Raw genomic sequence first — 23534 nt, 5'->3', positions numbered from 1 at the left:
CCATTATGGCACATCGATGCCGCAGGGAGGCCGTCCACCCCATCTGGTTCAGGCCATGACGCGCTTCATTGAGGAGCACCGGCAGACATATGGTGTCGGGTCAATCTGCAAGATCCTGCCGATTGCACCATCTGTCTATTATGCAACCGTTGCCAGGCAGAAAAATCCTTGTGTGCGCAACCAGAAAGACAAAGATCTGTGTCATGAAATCCGCAGGGTCTGGAACGATAATTTCTGCGTCTATGGAGCGCGCAAGGTCTGGCATCAGCTCAAACGTGAAGGTCTGGATGTCGCCCGCTGCACGGTAGAGCGGCTGATGCGCCGGATGGGGCTGAAAGGCGTCATTCGTGGCAAGGGGATCAGAACCACACGTCCTGATCCACAACGTCCCTGCCCACAGGATCTGGTGCAGCGCCAGTTTCATGCACCAACCCCTAACAGACTCTGGGTTTCGGATTTTACTTACGTTTCTACATGGCAGGGCTTTGTTTATGTGGCCTTCATCATTGATGTGTTTGCCCGGGTCATTGTGGGCTGGCGTGTCTCCTCAACGGCCCATACCGACTTCGTGCTGGATGCCCTCGAGCAGGCTCTGTGCCAGAGGCGGCCAGAGGGAAAAGTGACCCACCATTCAGATCGCGGCTGTCAATATGTGTCCATTCGCTATACGCAAAGATTGGCTGAAGCGGGCCTTGTCGCTTCTGTCGGCAGTGTTGGGGATTCCTATGATAATGCCCTCGCGGAGACCATTAACGGACTTTACAAAACCGAACTCATCTATCGGCAGGGGCCATGGAAAAACAGGGACGCGGTTGAGCTGGCAACGCTTAAATGGGTCGACTGGTTCAACAATCGGCGGCTCCTGTCCTCCATTGGAAACATCCCGCCAGCAGAAGCTGAAGCACGCTTTTATGCGCAACAGAAATCACATGCATTAGCCGCTTAAATCAGATAAAAAACGTCTCCACAAATCCCGGGGCAATTCACTGCCAGAACCGACAAAGGGTCTCACGCTGCCAGACAGGCCGCCGTCCTGGCGAGCACAATTTGCGCCGTGTGGACCGCTCCGATTTCCGTTTCCCTGCCATCGTCTACGCCTCCAATGTTAAGGTGTTGCGACGACCAGTTGAATCCGCCCAGTATTGTTCAGAGGCTTACCGGAACTCCTTTCTGCCCATGGCTTTCTCGTATCCATGAGCAGAAAGGGAAACTGCTGGGATAATGCGGTGACAGAGAGTTTCTTCAAGACCTTAAAAGCGGAACTCCTGTGGCGGCAAGCATGGATGACGCGTCAGGACGTCGAGCAGGCCATCACATCCTACATTAATGATTTCTATAATCCGCAAAGGCTGCACTCCGCACTTCAATGGAAAAGCCCTCTGGATTATGAGCGCAACGCCGCTTAACAGATAACCCATGGTCCGGAACTAAACCGTGACACGTCCAGACGCCGATCATGTCGATCAGGTGCCGTGACTTCCAGAACTTCGATCCCTGCAGCCTGAAGATAACGCAACAGGCCTGCACCATAGCTGCCGGTTGATTCAACACCCACACGCATGAGATCACCTGCGGCTCGCATCCAGGCCAGCATCTGCCGATAACCCTGTCTTGTCGTGGGGAAACTCTGTGTACCAATCACATGGTCCTGCTCGTCAACAATGGCTGCAACATGCAGATCCTTGTGGGTGTCGACACCGCCAACAACCTGACGCAGTCTTTCTTCGTTTTTGTCCATGACGGTTCCTCGCGCTTCTCTGTCGTGATGGCCAGGCCAAGGTCCGCTGCATGGACAGGACAGTCATGAGACCTCATCAGGTCAGGCCCTTCTCGGGTCACAGGCAATGGCCAAGGCATAGTCTTTCCGCGAGGTGTTTCCGGACAGTCGACAGGTCCGGGGAAAGACACAACGGTCGATCGGAATACGGGTCAAACCGTTCCGGGCACCTCACAGTGCCAGTCTACCGTGGTCGATCGGAGTGTGAGACAAACCGTCCGGAAGCTAGCGACCATCTTTTGACTGTCGGAGTGGTGGGGCATTTTCCCCTTTGGCCGCCTCTGGCATAGAGCCTGCTCGAGGGCAAGGTGACCCACCATTCGGATCGAGTGAGCAATCAACCAATCAGCGTAAAAGCAGGATATGCGAAAGATATTACTCTATTAGACACATCGAAAGTTCTGAACGACAAGTCCACGGACGTGGGTGAATGCCTGATCGCTGGTTATCAATGTCAAATGACACGTCAAAGCATGTGCCGCGATCATTAGATCCAACGCACCAAGGATTTCACCGCGGCGCTCTTGCTCAGCGCGTAATTTTCCATAGCGCTCTGCCACCTCAGTGTCCCAAGGCAGTGTCATCAGTCGATCCATGACACTGCGTGTCAAGCGTTGTAATCGGGTCGCCATGGACACTTGGCTAGTCCATAGGCAACCTCTCCGGCTGTTACGGCTGAAACACAACACTGTTCGGGATCAAGGGCTTCGACGTGAGAGAGCACTCTCTCGTCAGCGCGTATGATATCACTTATTGTATTGGTATCGAACATATAAGCAATCACGGCACGGATCCAGCAAAAGGATCCCGATCTTGTTGGGCTTGGCCCCGCCCTTCGGGGAAAAGTTCAGCACCTTTGGCCTGGCGAATGGCAGAGAGTGTCTCACCCCACCCTACAGGGCGCGGCGAAAGAATGACATCTCCGGTGCGTGGATCTCTGCGGATGGTGACCTCTGGAGTATCAAATCGGTAGGCAGCAGGGAGACGAACGGCCTGGCTGCGACCGGTCATAAAAATTTTGGCCGTATCGGACATATTCAACTCCTTGGAGTAGATATCATTGATATCTATCATTCAGCTTCAAATGAAGCACGACCAAACCCTCATGTTGTGGTCCAACTTACTTTATCGCATACTTAAATTCAAACTACGTTTTTTTATGGAAAACAGCCCCCTTCCCCATATCTACTTGCGTTAATACCATTTATCGCAACTAGGCGGGCGCACGGAAAAAGGGAGGTTTGTCGAAAACCCTTAATTAGGAGAATCCCCGTTTCCGCGCCGGTTGAGCACCGAAAAAACAACCTTAATTAGGTGAAAAAATTCCTTAATTAGGTTACACACCAAATGGTGCACTGATGATCTGTCGTCCCCATGATCTTACTTTCGGATGCAGCCACATCACATAAGTCTCTGGCGTGAGTGGTTCACAGGCAACCTGACATTCTGAAGGATCCCAGAAAACCCTGTCTTCAAAAAACTGATGATCGGACAATACTACCGAAGCCAGCATGATGATGCCGGTTGCCAGCGAAGTTGGCAGCATGGCCGGCGTATAATGGAAAGCGGCTTTCCAGTCTGACTGCTCCAGCATCCAGTAAAGCGGCGGTTGAGGCCTCGGGAGATAATCAATCGTGATCAGGGTAATCAGCGTAAGCTCTTCAATAATTGTCGTCAGACGACGTTCCCTGCTGACTCCACGCCATTGTGCGCGAAGTGTCTGCCCGACAAGACTGCGACAGAGATCAATGCTTAGAGCGTTCACGCACCGGGAGATTGTTCTGTCTATCGTCAGACCCCAGGGAAGCTGATCATCTGATGCATCCCCCCACAAATTGATTTTATCACCTTTGACGGCGCACAGCGGCTGTACCCGACCTTTGTCACTGAGAAAAAGACACCCCTTGCCTATTTTATTGCACCGTGGACAGGCTTCTTCCAGAACTCGCCGATGACGGCTGCAGATCACTGTAGCCCCCGTTCGCCATGACCGCCGCTCCCAAGGCTCATCTCCCTCTAGCAGAGCTTCCCGTACACACTCTCGACACCAGACATGATGATCTCGAACCCAAAGACGCCTTTGTGGCATTCCACAGCGCATTGTCCTGATTGAACGTTGTGACAGGCCGGTCATGAGTGCAAGAGCACAGTCCGCCTGAGGCAACAGGTAGCAGTCCAGTTCTCGCGCTCCTCGGAGAGGGTATCCGGCATGAAGAGCAAGATGGTCAGCATGGAGATCGTAGCGGGCGGCTAATCTGGATAGCCATGAGGAAAACGCCTCTGCCCTGTGTGGAAATGGGACGAGCGGAAGGGATGACGGTGTCCCCTCTTTACCCACGACGGGATTTCCGTCGATGTCCTCCCATTATTACAGGCGCTTCAATACCATCCCATACCTCTTCATGCTCAAAAGCCTGATAATCAAGACGCTCGGTACCGGAACGAATTGCCCTGATCGCTGCGCGTTCAATAGCCTTGCAGGTGCCCAAAGTAATGCCCCCCGTGCGCCCAACCAACATTTGCATCAGTCGCCGGGAGTCGACAGGAGACGGCTCCCGCAGTGGCAAACTCCAGATCAATCTCGTCACAAAATGACTAAAATCCTGGCCATTCTCCCACACGGGCAGCTCCAGATTCATAAACCGGTTTCGTAACTGATCATCAGAAAGCAGAGCATGCCGTGTTTCCGGCACACCGATCCCTACCAGAGCGACACGCAATTCGTTCGACAGCCAGCGCAGCAATTGGAGAAACAGTCGTTGCTGACGGGCCGTACCCGCTAAAACAGAATTCAACTCGTCAATAACGATGACTTTAACCTGCACCTCGGCCAACACGCGCAGAACCGTTGACTCGCGTGGTGCCGTTGTCTCGAAATTGTCGATTGCAGGAACGCCGATTGCTTTGAGCAGCTGCGAAAAAAAGCGAGGTCCTGTTGGGTCATGTGGCATCAGCATGACGACGATGGGATGTAAACGGCACGTCCCGTTGTTCCCAAGTCTGACAGTGTGAGTACGTTCAAACTTTCTGACGAGCGTCGTTTTCCCCATACCGCTCTGACCGATCAGAAGCATATTTTCCATACGCTCTGAACGTGGCTGAACATAAATCTCGTTGAGGCGCCTCATTACACGATCAGCGTGTGGGTAATCCACCCAACGCTTGGCGCGAATGTGACGGATCCTCTCTTCGTTCCCCAATGCAGCAAGTGGCCTCACGTCTTCTGGGAGATGCGACCATTCTGCACGGCACATGATTACCAGATCTCCACACCGCTATGAGCGCCTGGAGGCGGCATCGGGATGCGGTCGACATCGTCTTCTGGTTTTCCAGCAGGAAATTGACTTTGGTTCGGTTCTGACGGGCTATCAGCGCAGTTCTGGGCGATTTCACGACGGACAACATTTCTGCGTGCCTCGCGGCTCAGACCACGAGCTTCGTCGAGGATTGCCCGTTGCTCCCGGATGGCGGTGAAGATTGAGGTTTCATCTACACTGCGACGTCCCTCATCTTTCAGACACCGGACCGCATTACGATGTTCCCACAGAGTAATAGGTTCCCGACGCAAATCTGCGTAAGGGACCCTGACATGGTCGCCGTCTGGCAGTTCGACATAAACAGACGAGAGATTACGGGGGTCGTATTTCACCCGCAAACGCGTATCGGGATGCCCAAGCAGATGTGCAAGACCTCCATCCTGGTATTGGACATTGAATAACCGAACACCATCGCGTCGTATCACCCGTGTTTCGTAGGGAAGAAAATCAAGAAGAAAGGCCTGAGAATCCAAAGGATGTCGGGAAGCAGTTGTTTCGATGCTCGACGTCCATTTTGCTATAGGAGGCTGACCAAGACCGCGATGAATTTCATTATGATACGGACCAAGCACTTCCAGCGCCAATATGCGTTCAAACTCCCGAAACGACAGGCATGCACGCTCTTCGGAGCGGTAATCCCCTCTTTCCACAACATTCGAAAATGTGGTGCCTGGCAATGCCTGAATGCGATGCATCAGCGTGCCCATCAAACGCTCTATGTGTCCACCATAACGTGGAGTGGCGGGCGGTCGATAAGCAATCTGAATGCCGTGTTGCTCACAACCACGCTCGAAAGAACGACCATGAAACTCCGCTCCATTATCGACATGAATACAGCGAGGAATCCCACTCGTTGGCCAGCTGTTTTCAATTAGACGCTCCGCACGCCAGGAATCTTTGGGGAGAACCGCTTGCGTGAGGGCAAGTGCGACTGAAGTGGTGCAGGGAGCTTCGAGGGATAGAAGGAAGCCCAGAACCATACGCGTGTGAATATCCATCACCAACGTCAGCCAAGGCCGACCGATGCTCGCACGAGTAATATCGTCAACCAGCATGAGGTCAACTTTCGTGTGGTCAATCTGCACGATCTCCAGCGGCCTATCTGCTTCGAGACTTCCCTGAATCTGGTGAAACGCAGCTTCAGTCGCCGTTTTTCCTTCGCGTTTCTTGATAAGTGTTTTTGAATTGCAAGTTGCAACACGTGACCGAACAGCTTTCATGGACGGCACATTGAAACCTGATTTTTGGCATTCGCACTCTATATATCGATGGACCTGTTTCAATGTCGGTTTTTCACGCTTGAGATATATCTTCTTTATCACTTCTTCGATTATTTTTTCTATATTTACGGCTAAGCGTCTGTTCCCGACACGAGGGCCACGAGGTAATGGGAGCAAACTCGCTGTGGTTTGTTCCTCACGTAGTTTTTTCAGAAGGCGGTAAGTGTGTTGCACACTGATACCCAGGTCGCTTGCGACTAATTTGACTGAAAGATGATTTCTTTGATTTTCCTCTAACAATCCACGCAGCAGTGCATGTCGATGGGATGCTCTTGACCAAACATCTTCACTAACAGAAGTGATTGACGGTTTTGTCTGTCGCATCGCATTCTCGTGTGAAAAGAAGCCAAGCAATGTACGGGAGTTTCCACACACTGCTACCACAATTACCACTATTTTGCGTAAATTTTTTCATCAAATTACAATTCAAATTCAGGATATGAAGGACAAAATAATAACGTCGTATGACCTAATGTGCTGTCAGGTTTGGGGGGGCAGCAGAATGTCTGCTTCAGAACTGGCCTGATCATAAACTGCCACCATGGGAGCACGTATAGTCCTTGAATTTTCGATGAGGATTTTTCAGATTCTGACACGTGAGGATGAGGCCGTATAATTATTTCGGGTAATCTTCCCATCAAATGCAGAATCGACTAGCTGCGAAAAAAGTCAGGAGAACTAATTATCAAACGGAGAAAGTGCTTCAATAATTCGGCATTCTGAAATATTACCTCCCCGGCATGATTTTATTATCGTAGAAAGTTCATGACGCAATGCCTTGAGATCCGCAATTTTGTGCTCAATCTCTGCCATATGGTCACGAGCAATTCTATCAACTGTCTTACAATCCTGGGTTCCCTGATCCGCTAGGGATAATAGAACTCTTACCTGATCTAATGAAAAACCCAGATCACGGGATCGACGAATAAAAGACAGTCTCGCGAGCGCCGCATCATCATAAACGCGATAATTGCCATCGGTCCGCTGTGGCGGAGCCAGCAGTCCGATCCGTTCATAATAGCGGATCGTCTCGACTTTGGTATTCGTTGCCTTTCCCAAGGCGCCAATCGATCGCATTCCCTGCCTCTTGACCCTGTAGTTGCTACAGGGAGCATACATTAAAACAGATGATTCGTCAGGGAGGCGCTGGATGGCAGGAGGATGCTGTGGTGGATGCACAGATACGCCGCTACCAATCAATAAATCATGGCGGAGAGCGCTCCTGATCGCGCTTTTTCTCAATGCCAGCATGTTTGCCGTTGAAGCTGGGGCTGGCGTGTCGGTTGGATCTGCATCCTTACAGGCGGACGCGATTGATTTCCTTGGCGACAGCGCCAACTACGCAATAAGCCTCAGTGTTGCCGGAATGGCATTGCGATGGCGAGCTGGCGCGGCCTTTCTGAAAGGCCTGACCCTGTTCGTGGCTGGGATATGGGTAATGGCCAATGCTGGGTGGATGGTAATGAACAGCAACCATCCGCCTCACCCAGACGCAATGGGCGGCATTGGTCTGCTTGCCCTCGCGGTCAATCTGGCCTGTGCCCTCATATTATGGACACACCGGAAAGGTGATGCCAACCGCCGTTCTGTATGGATCTGCTCTCGTAATGATGCGATCGGAAATGTTGCCGTTGTGCTGGCAGCTCTGGGCGTGTTTGGCACTCGTTCTGCGTGGCCGGATATTGCGGTAGCTGCCATCCTTGCGATGCTTGGTATTAGTGGAGGTGTGCAGATTATGCGACAATCGAGAGTAGAACTAACAGATAACAAATCAGATATATCACGACATATCAATGTATAAATCATATAATACTCTAGAATATATTAAGCAGGTAAGGAGACGCACACGCTATAATGCGGCATTCATTCTCCTGATTTTTCCCCTGCTCTGTGGCTGTACAAATAGTGATCACTCAAATATTTCGCCGGAATCAGATGTCCAGAAATTTTCCAGCCGTCAATTTACGGATGCCGGATTGCAAGAATTCATTACAAAAGTTCTCGGACCAAACGTATCGAGTCAGGAAAACGCATGGGACATCACTCGCCTGACGCTTGCTACCTTGTATTTTCATCCCGATATCCTTGTAGCTAAAGCTGAACTGGAAACGGCTCGCGCTGGAATCAAGACAGCCGGTCAACTGCCCAATCCCAGTTTCACGGTGCTGGGTGGCCCATCGGCTCATTACGTCGGCTACGGCGCGTCAATACTGATCGAATTTTTCGGCAGGCGTTATCACCGTATCAAAGAAGCCAGATATCGGGCTGCCGTCGCGCAATGGGAAGTCATCAATACTGCATGGAAACTACGCAGCGACACGCGGTCTGCTCTTCTCGGCGTCTGGGCTGTATCCGGGCGCCTCAAGCTTGTGGAAGAGACTGCGGCAGCTAAACGCGAACTCTTTACCCTGGAACAGGCACGTTTTGATCAGGGGCGAGCATCCGCTCTCGAAATATCGCAGGTACGGACGGAAATGATCCATGCCGAGTTGTCTGTCAGTGATCTGCGGCGCGAGTATGCCGTCCGTAAGGCAGCTCTGGCAGGAGCAATCGGGGTTCCTGCCGAAGCACTTGATTCCATTGCTCTTGATACAAAAGCATTTGATGTCTGTCCCGACCTCATGGAATACCGCGATTCACAGGACATGAGATACCAAGCCGTAATGCAACGCGCGGATCTGCGGGAACTTCTTGCGTCTTATGACGCCGCCCGACAGGCTCTACGGGTCGAAGTTTCCCGACGCTATCCCGATGTCACCATCAGTCCCGCCTATAACTGGGATTTTTCAAATCGCTTTGAGGTAAATCCCTCTCTGCAAATTCCGATTTTCAATCAGAACGAAGGCCCCATAGCTGAAGCTGTTGGGCAGGAGCATGAGGCGGCGGCTCGTCTCCGGCGTGCAGAGAACACGGTGTTTAAGTCCATCTCGCAGGCTACGGCCAATTACCGCGGCACGACATCAATTCTGCTACAGGCGGAAGAACTTGCCAAAACCGTACGGGTAAGGCTGAACCAGATGCAGCACCGCCTTCAGTCAGGCGCAATCGACCGACCAACGATGGTTATGACTCATATAGAGCAGATTCAAGCAGAGACCGCTCTTCTTGAAGCAGAAATTCAGCAACGGCAAGCCATAGGTCAGATCGAAGATAGCATGCAGCAGCCCATTTTTGATCACACCAGTGCCGCGCAGGTTTCCGGCCTGCTTGAAAATAACCAAAGGAACTCACCATGAAAGCGAGGGCCTTCTGGCTGCCTCTTGTAGGTCTTTCTGTCTTCCTAGTTCTAAACGTGGCGGACATTGCTATTGCAGATGATGATGATCCACCAGTTTCGGTTCTTGGCGCAGAGGCGACCGTGACGGTCTCCCCGGAAGCAGTTACGAAGAGTGGCATCGCTTCTGCACGACCCAGCATCGTGCCTTGGAGAAAGTTGGTTCCCGCCTATGGTTACGTTCTGAACGCAACACAACTTATCACTCTTGTTAGTGATTATGCTGACATGAAAGCGCGGCTGGAGAGCATGCAGGCACAGCAGACGCTTGCCCGTGCGAAACTCGATCGTGACAAAGGACTGTATCGCGACCGGCAGAATATCTCTCAGGAACAATTCCAGGAGACAACAGCCAGATTTCAGTCCAACTCAGCTATGGTAAAAGCAGAACAGGTCCGGGTGAATAACGCACTTAATATTATCAGACAGCAATTTGGTTCGGTCATATCTGACGCTACCGAAAAAAATACAATTTTCATTACACAGTTACTTCAACAACAAGTGGTCTTGGTCAAGGTGACCCTTCCACCAGATACGGATCTACCAACCCCACCAAGTCAGGCGTATGTGACCGATTATGGAAACACGGGTGGACACGGGACAATGCTCCACTATTTGTCTCCTGTAACCATGACCGATCCTGCTATTCAGGGGCGTAGCTTTTTCTATTTTGCGTCGGCTGAAAGTCAGCTTGTCGCGGGCATGAATGTTTCCGTTCTCCTGCCTACCGAAGAGGAACGTCCCGGTATCCGGATACCTGCATCAGCTATTATCTGGCTGCAAGGTAAGTCGTGGATATACCGTGATAACGGACACGGAAAATTTACACGCCTACCCCTTACGACCGACGTGCCGGACCGAGAAGGTGGCTACCTGATCCAAGATACTCCAGGACAAATCACACACGAAACGCAAATCGTCGTAGAGGGTACGCAATTACTTCTGTCTGAAGAATTCCGAGCTCAGCTTGAATCAGGAGACGATGACGACTGATGACGGGACGTTCTTTCAGCCTTCAGGCAGCTATTATCGGGTTTTCGATCCGCTTCCGGGGCGTGGTTATCGCAACCGCATGTCTGTTGTTCTTCTATGGCCTGTATGGCTTGAGACATGCCAGCTATGATGTGTTTCCGGAATTCATTCCGCCACGGGTCACGATCCAGACCGAAGCCGCTGGTTTTACGCCGGAACAGGTCGAAACATTGGTTAGTCGCCCAATGGAAATTGCCCTGAGCGGCCTCCCGGGTATTCAGCGCGTGCAATCGACTTCGATTCAGGGACTGTCAGTCGTCAACGTCCTGTTTGCGACATCGACCGATATTTATCGCGCCCGGCAACTGGTCGGGGAACAAATGAATGTTGTTGCACAGCAATTGCCAGCCGGTGTTCATGCTCCGACTATGACGCCACTGACCTCATCCGCCGGTCTGGTACTGGTGATTGGTCTGACGTCGGAACAACAGTCCCTTATGCAGTTGCGCACGCTTGCTGACTGGTCATTAAGGCCGCGTCTGCTGGCGTTGCCTGGTGTGGCTGGAGTCAGTGTGTTTGGCGGGGAGCGTCGGTCACTCCAGATACAGGTACATCCAGACCAACTCATCTTGCATCATATCGGACTTGATGACGTCCTTGCGGCTGCCCAGGAAGCAACTGGCATACAGGGGGCCGGCTTTATTGATACCCCGAACCAAAGAGTCGTTCTTCAGTCTGACGGTCAGGCCCTGACGCCAGAAAGTCTGGCCCGCACTGTGATTGTCCGCTCTGATAATGGTGCTGTCACACTGGGCAGTATTGCCACTGTAACTGAAGCCCCTATTCCCGCCTTCGGCGCGGCCAGTATCGAGGGAAAGACAGGCATTGTGGTTAATATATGGGAACAGTACGGTGCCAATACGATGGCTGTGACCCGGGAAATCGAGGCGGCACTTACCGATTTCCGCCCGCAATTGCAGGGACAGGGGATTACATTGCATGCTGACCTGTTCCGACCCGCCAATTTCATTACGACCGCATTGGGGAATGCCACACAAGCATTGCTTCTGGGCGGTTTTCTGGTGGTTGCCGTAATCTTTCTTTTCCTTTTTGACCTGCGAACCGCTGCAATCTGTTGCGCCACCATACCTTTGGCTATTCTGATAGCCCTGTCGTTGCTGGAGACACTCGGGGTTACTTTGAATGCCATGACCCTGGGGGGGCTTGCTATCGCCATCGGCGAGGTCGTGGATGACGCCGTGATCGGGGTCGAAAATGTTACACGCCGATTGCGTGAAAACCGGCTTCTGGTCCAGCCCGCATCTACAGCGCGCGTCGTACTCGATGCATGCGTTGAAGTCCGCAGTGCAGTGGTTTACGCGACCTTTGCTGTCATTATCGTTTTCTTGCCTGTCATCGCCCTTCCCGGACTTTCGGGACGACTGTTTGCTCCACTGGCAACAGCTTATGTTCTTGCGGTCATGGCTTCTCTTGCCGCTGCTGTAACCGTTGTACCTGCACTCTGCGCATGGCTCTTGGCGACGCCTGGAGAAACCCGGAGAGAGCCCCCCCTGGCAGGGTGGACCGCCAGAGCTTATGAACGTCTTCTGGCCAGATTAATGCGCCATCCCCGATTTGTTATAGGCGGGATGATCCTGACCACCTTGATAGGGTTTGCGGCCCTTCCATTCCTTGAAAGCGATTTCATTCCTGATTTCAAGGAAGGTCACCTTATCATTCATATGACGGCAGTTCCGGGGACTTCCCTGGAACAGTCTCTGAAATTAGGTAGACAGGTTACAGAAAAACTTCGTCAGCTTCCCGAAATCCGTTCGGTTGCTCAGAGAGTCGGACGCGCCTCGCTGGATGAGGACACGTCTGGACCACATACCAGCGAGTTTGAGGTTGATTTGAATCAGGTGGATGGGAAGGCTTCCCGACAGATTGATGCCCGCGTTCGCAAAGCGCTTGACGGGTTCGTTGGGGCCAGTTTTTCTGTCAGTAGTTTTTTGACGATGCGCGTAAACGAAACCCTTTCTGGTTCGTCTTCGGCTGTGGCAATCAATATTATTGGCGATGATCTGGATGTATTGGATATCCAGGCAAATAATATTGTCCGCATGTTGCATCAGATACATGGCGCAACAGATGTCCGGATAGAAGCACCTCCTGGTGTTCCGGAACTTGCTATTCGGCTACGCCCTGCTGATCTGGAGCGCTGGGGGCTTCGGTCGGCGGATGTACTCCGATCCATCCATACAGCCTGGCAGGGTGAAACCGTGGGGCAGATATACGAGCGTTCTGCGGCTTTTAATGTTATGGTTCGTCTTGATGACGCAAGTCGTAATGATGTTGCGTCTGTCGGTTCCCTGCCACTGCATACTGTTCACGGAAACTACGTACCACTCCGCGCTGTTGCAGACATATATGAGACGAACGGTCGCTATCAGGTGTCACATCTGGGAGCACAGAGAACACAGACTGTCACCGCAAATGTTACAGGACGATCAGCTCAATCTTTCGTTCAGGACGCACGCACGGCTATAGCAAAAAATATCAAACTGCCTCTTGGAACCTACGTTCAGTTTACATCCGCAGCGGAAGCTGAATCACAATCACGCAAGGAACTGTTTATAAATTCCGGGCTCGCTGCCATAGCGGTCATGATTCTGCTCTCAATAATCACACAAGGATGGCGCAATCTCGCTCTGATACTCGTCAATCTTCCCTTCGCATTTGTGGGCGGCATTCTGACAATCATTGTTTCCGGCACAACGCTAACTCTTGGGGCAACAGTCGGCTTCGTTACACTATTCGGGATTACGCTTCGGAATTCGGTGATGATGATTTCGCATTTTGAGGCTTTGGTCGAGCAGGAAGATCTCACATGGGGAGTAACAACAGCGCTCCGGGGGGCCAGAGACCGCGTCGTCCCCGTACTCATGACATCGCTCGTTACGGCGCTTGGACTGGCGCCTCTGGCTGTTGATATGAATGCGCCTGGGCGGGAAATCGAAGGACCTATGGCTGCTGTCATTCTTGGAGGGCTCATGACATCAATGATACTTAACCTGTTTGTTTTGCCTATTCTTGCTGTCAAATTTGGTAATTTTTCTGAAAACGAAACGGGAGTTCCGGAAACCTTGTTCAAGTGACAGGTATGGGCCACTGCTGCACCGAACTACCTGAAGATTATGTCCGATATGCCAATAGAACCCAGAATGAAAACTGCTTCCGTATCACGCTCGGCCACCATTCGGTCTGGCTCGACCTTCTTATGTGGACGGCCGTTTAAGCGCAATACCTCACATTGTTCTCCCGATGTCATTTCTAAAACGTATTATTCTACCGGCTGGATGATGAATACCGATTTAACGTGAAGACCCGGTCAGATGCGCTCTTATGTCCGGCCTGTTTGTGCGACTTTATGCGCTGGCCATCATGGGTGTGCGCTCACGTGTCAGGCACCAATCTGGTATCGCGTGCTCAAGGGCACAGACGGTCGAACGGTATGGCCTGAACTGTGTCTCTGAATGACAGTCTTCCCATCACGTCGGTTCATATACATACTGCCGGATCTACCGGAGCAAGCCCCAGTGTCCATCGTCCTGCTGGTGCAGATCAGGCTGCGGCAACACTGTGCCCAATCGGACGATAGATCTCTTTGCGTGACAACAGGACCCAGATGATACGAGCCATTTTATTGGCAAGTGCGACTGTTGCCAGACGCCTTGGACGACGCGCCATGAGTTCGCATAACCACTGACCCGCAGCGCTCTCCCACTTCTGGGCACGATGAAGCATGGCCGTGGCGCCAAGAACCAGCAATGTTCTTATCTGCCGGTTGCCCGCTTTGGTAATCCTTCCCAGACGGGTTTTACCACCTGTAGAATGCTGACGAGGCACAAGCCCAAGCCATGCGGCAAAATGGCGCGCAGAGGCGAAGGAGCCAATATCCGCGACCGAGGCGACAATCATGGAAGCCGTTATGGGACCTACCCCGGGAATGGTCATCAGCCGACGCGCATCATCATCGTTTTTTGCACGAGCCCGGATCTGCCCTTCCAAAGCATCAATGCTCTGAGCGACTTTTTCGTAATGCTCAAATAACAACATGGCACTCTGCTTCATGGCAGCAGGCAGGTCTGCTGATGCCTCTATTTTTGCCATCAGCACTGGCAGCCGGCGTGTGCCCAGAGGGGCAATCAGCCCGAACTCGGAAGCAAGAGCCCGTAACGCATTACTCAACATGGTCTGCTGTTTGACCAGAAGAGCACGGGTGGAATGGGGTCGTTTGCGGGAGGGGGCGAAATCCTACGCTAAGGATTTAGGCCAGCGATATTCGCCGGTGAGGTTGATGTGTTCCCATCCCAGCGGTGAGACATGGGCGAGGAGATCAGGCGGGATGATGATGCCGTCCACGGCGCGTCTGTCCACGACCTCCCCGAGTTTCATGGTGTTCCAGAAGATGATGATGGCGGCGAGCAGGTTCATGCCGGCAATACGATAGTGCTGCCCTTCGCCTGAGCGGTCGCGTATCTCACCTCGACGATGGAAGCTGATGGCGCGCTTGAGGGCATGATGGGCCTCGCCCTTGTTGAGACCGATCTGAGCCTGGCGCTGGAGACCGGCGTCGAGAATCCAGTCGATCATGAACAGGGTGCGCTCGATGCGACCGATCTCCCGCAATGCGAGGGCCAGCTCATTCTGGCGCGGGTAGGAAGCGAGCTTGCGAAGAATCTGGCTGGGGGCGACGATGCCCGCTGCGATCGTTGCCGTGACGCGCAGGATGTCGGGCCAGTTGCGCTCGATGAGCGGTTCATTGATTTTGCCGCCAACCAGCGCTCGCACATTGGCGGGCGTCGCGTTGGGCGTGAAGGCATAGAGTCTTTTCTGAGAGAGATCTCGGATACGCGGTGCGAACCTGTAGCCGAGCAAGGAGCTGGCGGCGAACACATGATCGGTAAAGCCACCCGTGTCGGCAAAATGCTGGCGGACGCGGCGGCCTGCGTCATTCATGAGCAGCCCATCGAGTATATAAGGTGCCTCGCTGACCGTTGCTGGGATGACCTGGGTAGCGAAGGGTGCATATTGATCGGACACATGGCTGTATCCCTTGAGGCCTGGGACGTTGCCATATTTCGCGTTGATCAGATTCATCGCTTCGCCCTGCTCGGTAGCAAGGAAGAACTGCCCGTCGCTGGATGCGGATTTCCCTTGTCCCCAGAAGGCGGACATAGGCAGAGCGGCATGGGCTTCCACGATCATGGCGAGCGCCCGATCATAGGCGCTGCCTTCGACATGCCAGCGTGCGATCCGCAGCAATTCCCAGAAGCTGTGCGTATTGGTCGCCGCTGCCATCTTGCGTAGACCAAGATTGACGCCTTCCGCCAACAACACGTTCATCAGGCCGATATGGTCGCGGCAAGGCACGCCAGTGCGCAGATGCGTGAAAGCCTCGGAGAATCCGGTTCGCTCATCGACTTCCAGCAACAAATCGGTGATCCTCGTGGACGGGAGCTGTTGATAGAGATCGAGTACGAGATCCTCAGTGCCTTCGGGTGTGTCAGCCTTCAGCTTGTCGATGTGCAGCTTGCCGTTCTCGATGATGCCGCCTGGGATCGTACCGGTTCGCGCCGCGCGGCCAAGCGCCTTCAGTTGTGTATCCAGTCGAGCCCTGCGCTCGGCAAGCCATTCGCCGGGTTGCAGCGGCACAGCGAACCGCGCGGTCTGCTCTATCGCCTGTGGCGGGACCAGGATCTGCTTGAGGTCGCCATAGCGGCGCGATTTTGCCAGCCATATATCGCCGGACCGGAAAGCGTCGCGGATATGGAACAGCACCGCGATTTCCCAAAGTCGGTAGTCGCCGGCGGGCGCAGCGCGAAGATGGCGATGCCATTTGGAGTTGGGACGTAGAAAATCCATAGGAGGATCGGATTTGATCCCGCTCTGTAGCAGCGCGATAGCCGTCAGAAGAGGCTTGGCAATCGGCGCCGCCTGCATGTCGAGCAGGCGCAGCATCCTGGGCGCATAGAGGCGGAAGCGATGATAGCCGTCCAGCACACGGCTGAGCGGGTCGGCAGCGAGCACATTGGTCAACGCAGAGGCCGTGGCGACAAGGGTTCTGAACCGTTCCCAGCCTGGACCGGTGGTGATTATCCCGTCCAGGGATGCGCCATCGTCCTGCGCTCCAAGCAAAGCACCACCGATTTCAGCAAAAGACTTCAGCGTGTCCCGAACGGCCGCCTTTTCGTCGGCGATCTTGGTGCTGCAAAGGCGTTCGGAGACCCGATAGAGACGGCCTACGATGCGATCGTGGGTCTCCACGATGACATCAGCCAGAGATGACCGCCATTCCATGGTGCAGACAGCGAGGATTGCAAGCCGCCTGCCTTCGGGCAGATCGCGCATGCCGTCGGCGTAATAGCGCTCGCCCTGCCGGCGAAGGCGGGTCACACGATGCGCGGGAACGCCGTCCAGCAAATCTGCCGGAAGATCGAACTTGTGGAGATATTCCAGTCGATCCATCAGCCGATTGGCCGCCGCCGAATTTGCGCCAACTTCGAACTGTCGCAGCCATACGAAGCGGGTGATGCGACCATCCACCGTATTCTCTAACAGATGAGCCAAATTCTCGCTCAGGGCTGGTGTTATGCGATGGGCGATACGATCTTCGATCCTGCGTTCGGCCTTGACCAGTGCATCGGCACAAAGGCGCTCAATCGTTGAGAAACCGGGAAGGATTGTGCGGGTGCGGCGACACTCTGCAACGAAGCGACGGGCAAGATCCTCATTCGATGTCGCCGCCTCGGCTTCCCGAGCGATCCAATCGCGCAAATCCCGTGCGCCCCGCCCCGAAAAGGAGCGATAGCCGTAGATCCGGCGTAGGTCCGCCAGATGCTCATGCCGGGTCTCCTCGCGCGCGGCATAGAGGAGTAGATCGTCACGGCTCAGCCCGAGCTGGGCCGCGATGAAATCCGATACCTGTGCCGGGATCAGCTCGCCAGGGGTGAGTACCCGGCCCGGGTAGCGCAGGACGCACAGTTGCAGCGCGAAGCCGAAACGGTTGTGGGCGCGCCGGCGCTGGCGGATATGCCCGAGATCCTCATCGCTAAGGGTATAGTGCCGCAGCAGATCACCTTGATCGACCGGTAAGTGAAACAGCGCCTCGCGCTGTCGATCGGTCAGGGTCACGCGACGCGGCATACATGCTCCTTATTCTTTCCAAGGTAAGGTTTGAGATAGTTTGATTGCGATGCTGGTTAAGATACACAATAGTGCAAGCTTATGTGCTCATGTTCGTCACCGCTTCAAACCAACGTTTAAGAAACATGCTGATCGGATATGCCCGCGTCTCCAAAGCCGATGGTTCCCAATCCCTCGACCTCCAGCACGACGCCCTGCGTGCCGCCGGTATCGAGCCAGGTAATATTTATGATGATCGTGCATCCGGTAGCCGCGATGATCGGCCCGGCTTAGCTGCATGCCTCAAATCCTTGCGCGACGGCGATGTGCTGGTGGTCTGGAAACTCGATCGCCTCGGGCGCTCGCTCGCCCACCTGGTCAACACCGTGAAGGATCTGTCAGACCGCAGGATCGGCCTGCGTGTGCTGACCGGAAAAGGCGCTCAGATCGACACCACGACCGCATCCGGCCGCATGGTGTTCGGTATCTTTGCCACTCTGGCCGAGTTCGAGCGGGATCTGATCCGCGAGCGCACCATGGCTGGCCTTGCCGCAGCCAGAGCGCGCGGACGAAAGGGAGGGCGAAAATTCGCCCTGACCAAAGCACAGGTGCGTCTCGCCCAGGCCGCCATGGCGCAGCGCGACACGTCTGTTTCCGATCTGTGCAAGGAACTCGGGATCGAGCGCGTCACTCTATACAGATATGTCGGACCGAAGGGCGAGCTCAGGGATTATGGGAAGCGCGTTCTCAGCTTAGCGTAGGATTTCGCCCCCTCCCGCAAACGACCCCAGAATGCAGTGACAAGACACCTTGCTGCTCTTCGCTCTTGATCGGAACACACATCGTATCAGGATGAGTCGCCGCCATGCAGATCGCAGCCGCATCAACAGCGTCATTTTTCTTGCCTTTTTTGACAAATGATTTGACCCGATCAGGAGGAACCAGTCTGACATCATGACCAATCCTGCTGATCACCCGTGCCCAGTAATGAGCTGACCCGCAGGCTTCCAGAACAACTTCACATGGGTCAAGTTTTGCAAAAAATGCTGAAACTTCACTGCGACCAAGCTTGCGCTTGAAAACGCACTTTCCAATTGCGTCAGCCCCATGAGCCTGAAAAACGGATTTGGCAATATCAAGGCCAATTATGCTAGCTTTCATACGGGCGGTCTCCTCCTGATGGTCAGTGAACCTCCATCATGGCACATTGATGCCGCAGGGAGGCCGTCCACCCCATCTGGGTGGGTTCGGAATTGCCTTCATGAATCTTGACGCTGTCCAGAAAATCTGGATTGCCGCCCGCACCGAACATCATCGTGTCAAGGCCGAAAACCGAAAGTATCGTTGCCCGATCCAAATGATTTATGCTCCCTGCCCAGTGGCTTTGGGCGGTCTTGCTACGGCCAACCTAAGCGCCTGTATTCTTGCTGGTTATTTCCCATAACGATCACCCCACTCTCGGCTCCAAGTGATAGCGGGGGACTGCGCGGACTATGTCCGCTATGCGAAAGGCGAGCCAACCCACTTTTATGTCCGACATGTAGGCGACTACCGCCTGTCTGCTCTGTTTCTGCTGAGCCGACAGACAGTTTAGGGAGTAAGCGGAATGTCTGGTCTGAGCGGAAAAATTGAGGAAGCCGACAGTCGTGATCTCCGTTTCCTCACATAGGATAGCTTGACTTACGACAATATATCCACAAACAAGGATATATGGATACAGAATCCGCCCTCGCTGCCCTGAGCGCCCTGTCGCAGTCCACACGGCTGGAGATCTTCCGCCTGCTGGTGCGCCACGAACCGGACGGCCTGCCCGCCGGAGACGTCGCGCGGCACCTCGATGTCCCGCAAAACACGATCTCGGCCCATCTCGCCACCCTGGCCCGTGCCGGTCTGCTGACCTCGCAACGCCATAGCCGGCTGATCGTCTATCGCGCCTGTCTTCCGAGCCTGCGGGACCTGATGCTTTTCCTCGTCAGGGACTGCTGTGCGGGCAGCCCCGAGCTCTGCGCGCCCCTGATCGCGACCCTGTCCTCCTGCTGCCCATCCCGGGAATCCTGCTCATGACCATCACGATCTACCACAACCCAGCCTGCGGCACGTCGCGCAACGTGCTGGCACTGATCCGCAACAGCGGCGAGGAACCTCGCATTATTGAGTATCTGAAAACGCCTCCCAGTCGTGAGGAACTGGTCAGTCTGATTGCCCGTATGGGCGTTCCGGTGCGCTCGGTCCTGCGGGAAAAGGGCACGCCCTTTCACGAACTCGGCCTCGATAATCCGGCCCTGAGCGATGACGCGCTGATCGATGCCATGATCGCACACCCAATCTTGATGAACCGGCCGATCGTCGTCACCCCGCTGGGTGCGGCACTCTGTCGTCCGTCCGAGGCGGTTCTGGACATCCTGCCCAACCCGCAGCGGGGTGCTTTCGTCAAAGAGGATGGCGAGAAGATCGTCGATGAATCCGGTAAGCGGATCTCCTGATGCTGGCTCTTCTGATTTTCGTTGTCACGCTCGTTTTTGTCATCTGGCAGCCTCGGGGGCTGGGTATCGGTTGGAGCGCAATGGCAGGTGCCGCCGTGGCTCTGGCAACTGGTGTGATCCACTGGCACGACATCCCCGTCGTCTGGCACATCGTCTGGGACGCGACCTTCACCTTTATCGCGCTGATCGTCATCTCGCTGTTGCTGGATGAGGCCGGGTTCTTCCATTGGGCCGCCCTGCACGTCGTGCGCTGGGGCAAAGGGCGAGGCCGGACGCTATTCCCGCTGATCGTGGTGCTGGGAGCGGCCATTGCAGCGGTTTTCGCCAATGACGGCGCGGCCCTGCTGCTCACGCCCATTGTCATCGCCATCCTCACTCAACTCCGCCTCAGTCCTGCTGCGGCCCTGGCCTTTATTGTCGCCACGGGCTTCGTCGCCGATACCACCAGCCTGCCGCTGGTGATTTCCAATCTGGTGAACATTGTCAGCGCGAATTTCTTCGGCATTGCGTTCGATCGCTATGCCGCGATCATGGTCCCTGTCGATCTGGTAGCCCTTGGTGCAACGCTTGCCGTCCTGTGGCTGTGGTATCGACGGCAGGTGCCTGCGACCTATCCCGTCGCCGAACTGCCCGCACCTGCCACGGCCATTCGTGACCCTCATGTATTCCGGGCGGCATTTCCGCTACTGGCCCTCGTTCTGGCGGCCTATTTCCTGACAGCGCCGTTTCATATCCCGGTCTGTGTCGTAGCCTGCCTGGCCGCCGGAACCCTGTTACTCGTCGCCGGGTATGGCCGGGTGATCGCTGTTCGCAAGGTGCTGCGGGGCGCCCCGTGGCAGATCGTGATCTTCTCCCTGGGCATGTATCTGGTGGTGTATGGACTGCGCAATGCCGGGCTGACCAACTATCTTGCGACCGCACTGGTCTGGCTCGGTCATCAAGGGACGTTCACGGCCACCATCGGCACCGGCTTTCTGGCGGCTGTTCTGTCGTCCATCATGAACAATATGCCGAGTGTGCTGGTCGGGGCGCTGGCGATCCAGCAGGCTCACGACATCACGCCGCTGACACGCGACCTGATGATCTATGCCAACGTCATCGGCTGCGACCTCGGACCAAAATTCACGCCGATTGGTAGTCTCGCAACACTGCTGTGGCTGCATGTGCTGGCATCCAGGAACCATCGGGTCACATGGGGGCAGTATATGAAAGTTGGACTGGCGATCACCCCGCCCGTCCTGCTGGTCACACTCGCGGCGCTGTCCCTGTGGTTGCCCTGGATCAGCCACTCGTAATGCACGAATGGACCAATATCACAATGACCGAACCTGACTTGCCGGCCCTCCACCCCGAATATCTTGAACGGGTCGATCTCGCGCGGCTGGAACCGCAACCGCGTGTGGACCATCCGCCGCGTATCCTGCTGCTCTATGGCTCTTTGCGTCCCCGATCCTTCAGCCGGTTGCTGGTGCTTGAGGCAGAACGCATCCTGAAGGTACTGGGGGCCGAGACACGGGTGTTCGACCCGACCGGCCTGCCGGTAGCGGATTCCGTGCCCGCAAGTCATTCGAAGGTGCGGGAACTGCGGGAACTCTCGATCTGGTCTGAAGGCCAGGTCTGGTGCAGCCCTGAACGGCACGGCAACATGACGGCAGTATTCAAAAACCAGATCGACTGGCTGCCTCTGACCGAAGGCTCGATCCGCCCGACGCAGGGCCGCACGCTGGCGGTCATGCAGGTTTCGGGTGGGTCGCAGAGCTTCAATTCCGTCAATGCCCTGCGGGTGCTGGGGCGGTGGATGCGGATGTTCACCATCCCCAACCAGTCCAGCGTACCAATGGCCTATACGCAGTTCGGTGACGATGACCGCATGAAGCCGTCCCCCCTCTATGACCGGATGGTGGATGTCATGGAGGAACTGATGAAGTTCACATCGCTGTTGCGCGACCGGGCCGACTACCTTGTGGACCGCTATAGCGAACGGAAGACGGAATTCCGTCTCCCGGAAAGCCTGTGAGCCGGGCAATGGCGGAACAGTTCGATGTTGTGATCGTGGGCGGTGGTCAGGCGGCACTCGCCGCATCGTATTTTCTACGACGGACCGGGCTGCGTTACGTCATTCTCGATAACGGGACGCAGGCGGGTGGTGCGTGGGTGCATGGCTGGGACTCCCTGCATCTGTTCTCGCCCGCGTCCTACAGTTCGCTCCCCGGCTGGCCGATGCCCGACACGCCCGATGGCAGCTACCCTACCCGCGACGAGGTACTTGACTATCTGCACCGCTACGAGGCGCGCTATGCGCCGCCGATCCGCCGTCCTGTGACGGTCCGACGTGTGGAACGCGCTGACCAGAAATTCCTGAATGTCCGAACGAACGCGGGTGATTTCCTCAGCCGCGCTGTCATCGGGGCGACCGGCACATGGTCTGCACCCTTTGTTCCCGATTATCCGGGCCAAAGGTTATTTTCTGGGGCGCAAATCCATTCCTCCCATTATTGTAAAGCGGCACCTTTTACCGGCCAGCGTGTGCTCGTGGTGGGTGGGGGCAACTCCGGTGCGCAGATTATGGCGGAGCTGTCCCTTGTCGCCCAGGCAACATGGGTCACGCTGCATGACCCCGTCTTCCTGCCCGATGACGTGGACGGACGGGTCCTGTTCGAGCGGGCGACCGCTCGGGTTCTCGGCGGCCCGTCGGCCATGCCCACCGGCGGCTTTGGCGATATCGTTATGGTACCGCCTGTGCGCGCCGCCAGGGAGCGAGGCGTGCTTCACGCGCTGCGTCCGTTCGTACGTATGACGGCAAGGGGCGTCGTCTGGCCCGATGGGCGGGAAGAAGCCATCGACGCGATCATCTGGTGTACCGGCTTCCGTCCTGCACTCTCTGCATTTGCACCACTCGATGTGATCGAGCCGGACGGGTTGATCCGCGTTAACGGGCAGCAGGCCGTCAGGGAGCCACGTCTCTGGCTGCTGGGTTATGGCTCCTGGTGCGGCCCCGCATGCGCCACCCTGCTGGGGGCGGGCCGTGTCGCGCGATCCATGGTCCGACAACTGGCGGCCTGGCTTGCGTCACCGGCACAGGGTGTCCGCTTACCAAAACCTTGAGCGACTCTCTTTACGACCGACATGAGGCGAAAGCAGACTGTCCCCTTACAAAAATGTCGATGCAATCTTTAACATAATTAAAGATACTTTTCGCTTTAATAAGGAATATTCGCCTAATTAAGGGAATCAATAACGTGCTGA

The 23534-nt window shown here is 55.0% G+C and carries 19 protein-coding genes, 6 pseudogenes and 1 other annotated feature; of the genes and pseudogenes, 13 read left to right on the top strand and 12 right to left on the bottom strand.

Features of this window, described 5'->3' with window-relative positions:
* Nucleotides 1-9: 9 nt before the first annotated feature.
* Nucleotides 10-130 (top strand) — a sequence feature (AL1L pseudoknot).
* Nucleotides 20-946 (top strand): annotated as a pseudogene (locus EOV40_RS13885) (IS3 family transposase); the annotation flags it as partial. Its footprint overlaps the feature before it by 111 nt.
* Before the next feature lie 188 nt (nt 947-1134).
* Nucleotides 1135-1406, top strand: a pseudogene (locus tag EOV40_RS13880) (integrase core domain-containing protein); the annotation flags it as partial.
* 41 nt (nt 1407-1447) lie between these two features.
* On the opposite strand, the pseudogene EOV40_RS13875 reads toward EOV40_RS13880, so the two are convergent.
* The 9 genes and pseudogenes from EOV40_RS13875 to EOV40_RS13845 form a co-directional block, all read right to left on the bottom strand.
* Nucleotides 1448-1738: pseudogene (locus EOV40_RS13875) on the bottom strand (IS110 family transposase); the annotation flags it as partial.
* A gap of 422 nt (nt 1739-2160) precedes the next feature.
* Nucleotides 2161-2361, bottom strand: a complete 201-nt coding sequence (locus tag EOV40_RS15485; protein WP_253534066.1) for a PIN domain-containing protein — start codon at nt 2359-2361, stop codon at nt 2161-2163.
* A 23-nt stretch (nt 2362-2384) separates the two neighbouring features.
* Nucleotides 2385-2549: a PIN domain-containing protein gene (locus EOV40_RS15480; protein WP_253534068.1), complete on the bottom strand. Its 165-nt coding sequence runs from the start codon at nt 2547-2549 to the stop codon at nt 2385-2387.
* Between the two features lie 8 nt (nt 2550-2557).
* Nucleotides 2558-2812 (bottom strand): antitoxin, encoded by a 255-nt coding sequence (locus EOV40_RS13865; RefSeq protein ID WP_128106362.1) that lies wholly within the window; start codon nt 2810-2812, stop codon nt 2558-2560.
* Between the two features lie 301 nt (nt 2813-3113).
* Nucleotides 3114-3542, bottom strand: coding sequence for a hypothetical protein (locus EOV40_RS15395; RefSeq protein WP_230455052.1), 429 nt, complete (start codon nt 3540-3542; stop codon nt 3114-3116).
* Nucleotides 3543-3776: 234 nt separating this feature from the next.
* Nucleotides 3777-4115 (bottom strand): annotated as a pseudogene (locus EOV40_RS15390) (TniQ family protein); the annotation flags it as partial.
* Nucleotides 4108-5031 carry a TniB family NTP-binding protein gene (locus tag EOV40_RS13855; protein WP_087652203.1) on the bottom strand — a complete coding sequence of 308 codons (924 nt, stop codon included), beginning with the start codon at nt 5029-5031 and terminating at the stop codon, nt 4108-4110. The gene EOV40_RS13855 and the pseudogene EOV40_RS15390, both read right to left, overlap by 8 nt.
* 2 nt (nt 5032-5033) lie before the next feature.
* Nucleotides 5034-6698: a Mu transposase C-terminal domain-containing protein gene (locus EOV40_RS13850; protein ID WP_147748158.1), complete on the bottom strand. Its 1665-nt coding sequence runs from the start codon at nt 6696-6698 to the stop codon at nt 5034-5036.
* Nucleotides 6699-7052: 354 nt separating this feature from the next.
* Nucleotides 7053-7451 (bottom strand): MerR family transcriptional regulator, encoded by a 399-nt coding sequence (locus tag EOV40_RS13845; protein WP_063355018.1) that lies wholly within the window; start codon nt 7449-7451, stop codon nt 7053-7055.
* 73 nt (nt 7452-7524) lie between these two features.
* Between EOV40_RS13845 and EOV40_RS13840 the strand changes: the two genes are divergently transcribed.
* Genes EOV40_RS13840 through EOV40_RS13825 form a run of 4 tightly spaced genes read left to right on the top strand, consistent with a single transcriptional unit; the run spans nt 7525 to nt 13775 of the window.
* Nucleotides 7525-8175 (top strand): cation transporter, encoded by a 651-nt coding sequence (locus EOV40_RS13840; RefSeq protein WP_007284432.1) that lies wholly within the window; start codon nt 7525-7527, stop codon nt 8173-8175.
* Nucleotides 8168-9610 carry a TolC family protein gene (locus EOV40_RS13835; RefSeq protein WP_208729361.1) on the top strand — a complete coding sequence of 481 codons (1443 nt, stop codon included), beginning with the start codon at nt 8168-8170 and terminating at the stop codon, nt 9608-9610. The genes EOV40_RS13840 and EOV40_RS13835 overlap by 8 nt, the downstream gene beginning before the upstream one ends.
* Nucleotides 9607-10641: an efflux RND transporter periplasmic adaptor subunit gene (locus EOV40_RS13830; RefSeq protein WP_124296635.1), complete on the top strand. Its 1035-nt coding sequence runs from the start codon at nt 9607-9609 to the stop codon at nt 10639-10641. Before EOV40_RS13835 ends, EOV40_RS13830 begins: the two co-directional genes overlap by 4 nt.
* Entirely contained in the window at nt 10641-13775 is a 3135-nt protein-coding gene (locus EOV40_RS13825; protein ID WP_128106360.1) for an efflux RND transporter permease subunit, read from the top strand. The genes EOV40_RS13830 and EOV40_RS13825 overlap by 1 nt, the downstream gene beginning before the upstream one ends.
* Before the next feature lie 466 nt (nt 13776-14241).
* Here EOV40_RS13825 and EOV40_RS13815 read toward each other — a convergent pair.
* Nucleotides 14242-14907, bottom strand: a pseudogene (locus EOV40_RS13815) (IS110 family RNA-guided transposase); the annotation flags it as partial.
* A 27-nt stretch (nt 14908-14934) separates the two neighbouring features.
* Nucleotides 14935-17826: a Tn3 family transposase gene (locus EOV40_RS13810; protein WP_099542122.1), complete on the bottom strand. Its 2892-nt coding sequence runs from the start codon at nt 17824-17826 to the stop codon at nt 14935-14937.
* Between the two features lie 125 nt (nt 17827-17951).
* On the opposite strand from EOV40_RS13810, the gene EOV40_RS13805 reads away from it, so the two are divergent.
* Nucleotides 17952-18566 (top strand): recombinase family protein, encoded by a 615-nt coding sequence (locus EOV40_RS13805; RefSeq protein WP_010512305.1) that lies wholly within the window; start codon nt 17952-17954, stop codon nt 18564-18566.
* A gap of 28 nt (nt 18567-18594) precedes the next feature.
* On the opposite strand, the pseudogene EOV40_RS13800 reads toward EOV40_RS13805, so the two are convergent.
* Nucleotides 18595-18966: pseudogene (locus tag EOV40_RS13800) on the bottom strand (IS110 family transposase); the annotation flags it as partial.
* Nucleotides 18967-19066: 100 nt separating this feature from the next.
* Here EOV40_RS13800 and EOV40_RS15065 point away from each other — a divergent pair.
* The 6 genes from EOV40_RS15065 (at nt 19067) to EOV40_RS13770 (ending at nt 23393) form a co-directional block, all read left to right on the top strand.
* On the top strand, nt 19067-19249 hold the full coding sequence (locus EOV40_RS15065) for a hypothetical protein (protein WP_167506903.1): 183 nt from the start codon (nt 19067-19069) through the stop codon (nt 19247-19249).
* 266 nt (nt 19250-19515) lie between these two features.
* Nucleotides 19516-19869, top strand: coding sequence for an ArsR/SmtB family transcription factor (locus EOV40_RS13790; RefSeq protein ID WP_124298038.1), 354 nt, complete (start codon nt 19516-19518; stop codon nt 19867-19869).
* Nucleotides 19866-20288 (top strand): arsenate reductase (glutaredoxin), encoded by a 423-nt coding sequence (gene arsC, locus EOV40_RS13785; RefSeq protein ID WP_014095367.1) that lies wholly within the window; start codon nt 19866-19868, stop codon nt 20286-20288. Before EOV40_RS13790 ends, arsC begins: the two co-directional genes overlap by 4 nt.
* Entirely contained in the window at nt 20288-21583 is a 1296-nt protein-coding gene (locus EOV40_RS13780) for an arsenic transporter (RefSeq protein WP_014095368.1), read from the top strand. Before arsC ends, EOV40_RS13780 begins: the two co-directional genes overlap by 1 nt.
* Nucleotides 21584-21606: 23 nt before the next feature.
* Nucleotides 21607-22305: an arsenical resistance protein ArsH gene (gene arsH, locus EOV40_RS13775; RefSeq protein ID WP_128106359.1), complete on the top strand. Its 699-nt coding sequence runs from the start codon at nt 21607-21609 to the stop codon at nt 22303-22305.
* A gap of 8 nt (nt 22306-22313) precedes the next feature.
* Complete coding sequence (locus EOV40_RS13770; RefSeq protein ID WP_014095370.1) at nt 22314-23393, top strand: ArsO family NAD(P)H-dependent flavin-containing monooxygenase; 1080 nt, start codon at nt 22314-22316, stop codon at nt 23391-23393.
* Nucleotides 23394-23534 lie beyond the last annotated feature (141 nt).

This window comes from Acetobacter oryzoeni (genome assembly GCF_004014775.2).
Taxonomy (GTDB): Bacteria; Pseudomonadota; Alphaproteobacteria; order Acetobacterales; family Acetobacteraceae; genus Acetobacter; species Acetobacter oryzoeni.
Note: the sequence above shows the minus strand (reverse complement) of the source record. Positions and strands in the feature narration are given on the sequence as shown.

Coding starts and splice junctions, on each gene's coding strand:
- EOV40_RS15485 (WP_253534066.1), bottom strand. CDS start 2,361: ATGACACTGCCTTGGGACACTGAGGTGGCAGAGCGCTATGGAAAATTA.
- EOV40_RS15480 (WP_253534068.1), bottom strand. CDS start 2,549: ATGTTCGATACCAATACAATAAGTGATATCATACGCGCTGACGAGAGA.
- EOV40_RS13865 (WP_128106362.1), bottom strand. CDS start 2,812: ATGTCCGATACGGCCAAAATTTTTATGACCGGTCGCAGCCAGGCCGTT.
- EOV40_RS13855 (WP_087652203.1), bottom strand. CDS start 5,031: ATGTGCCGTGCAGAATGGTCGCATCTCCCAGAAGACGTGAGGCCACTT.
- EOV40_RS13850 (WP_147748158.1), bottom strand. CDS start 6,698: ATGCGACAGACAAAACCGTCAATCACTTCTGTTAGTGAAGATGTTTGG.
- EOV40_RS13845 (WP_063355018.1), bottom strand. CDS start 7,451: ATGCGATCGATTGGCGCCTTGGGAAAGGCAACGAATACCAAAGTCGAG.
- EOV40_RS13840 (WP_007284432.1), top strand. CDS start 7,525: ATGGCAGGAGGATGCTGTGGTGGATGCACAGATACGCCGCTACCAATC.
- EOV40_RS13835 (WP_208729361.1), top strand. CDS start 8,168: ATGTATAAATCATATAATACTCTAGAATATATTAAGCAGGTAAGGAGA.
- EOV40_RS13830 (WP_124296635.1), top strand. CDS start 9,607: ATGAAAGCGAGGGCCTTCTGGCTGCCTCTTGTAGGTCTTTCTGTCTTC.
- EOV40_RS13825 (WP_128106360.1), top strand. CDS start 10,641: ATGACGGGACGTTCTTTCAGCCTTCAGGCAGCTATTATCGGGTTTTCG.
- EOV40_RS13810 (WP_099542122.1), bottom strand. CDS start 17,826: ATGCCGCGTCGCGTGACCCTGACCGATCGACAGCGCGAGGCGCTGTTT.
- EOV40_RS13805 (WP_010512305.1), top strand. CDS start 17,952: ATGCTGATCGGATATGCCCGCGTCTCCAAAGCCGATGGTTCCCAATCC.
- EOV40_RS15065 (WP_167506903.1), top strand. CDS start 19,067: ATGAATCTTGACGCTGTCCAGAAAATCTGGATTGCCGCCCGCACCGAA.
- EOV40_RS13790 (WP_124298038.1), top strand. CDS start 19,516: ATGGATACAGAATCCGCCCTCGCTGCCCTGAGCGCCCTGTCGCAGTCC.
- arsC (WP_014095367.1), top strand. CDS start 19,866: ATGACCATCACGATCTACCACAACCCAGCCTGCGGCACGTCGCGCAAC.
- EOV40_RS13780 (WP_014095368.1), top strand. CDS start 20,288: ATGCTGGCTCTTCTGATTTTCGTTGTCACGCTCGTTTTTGTCATCTGG.
- arsH (WP_128106359.1), top strand. CDS start 21,607: ATGACCGAACCTGACTTGCCGGCCCTCCACCCCGAATATCTTGAACGG.
- EOV40_RS13770 (WP_014095370.1), top strand. CDS start 22,314: ATGGCGGAACAGTTCGATGTTGTGATCGTGGGCGGTGGTCAGGCGGCA.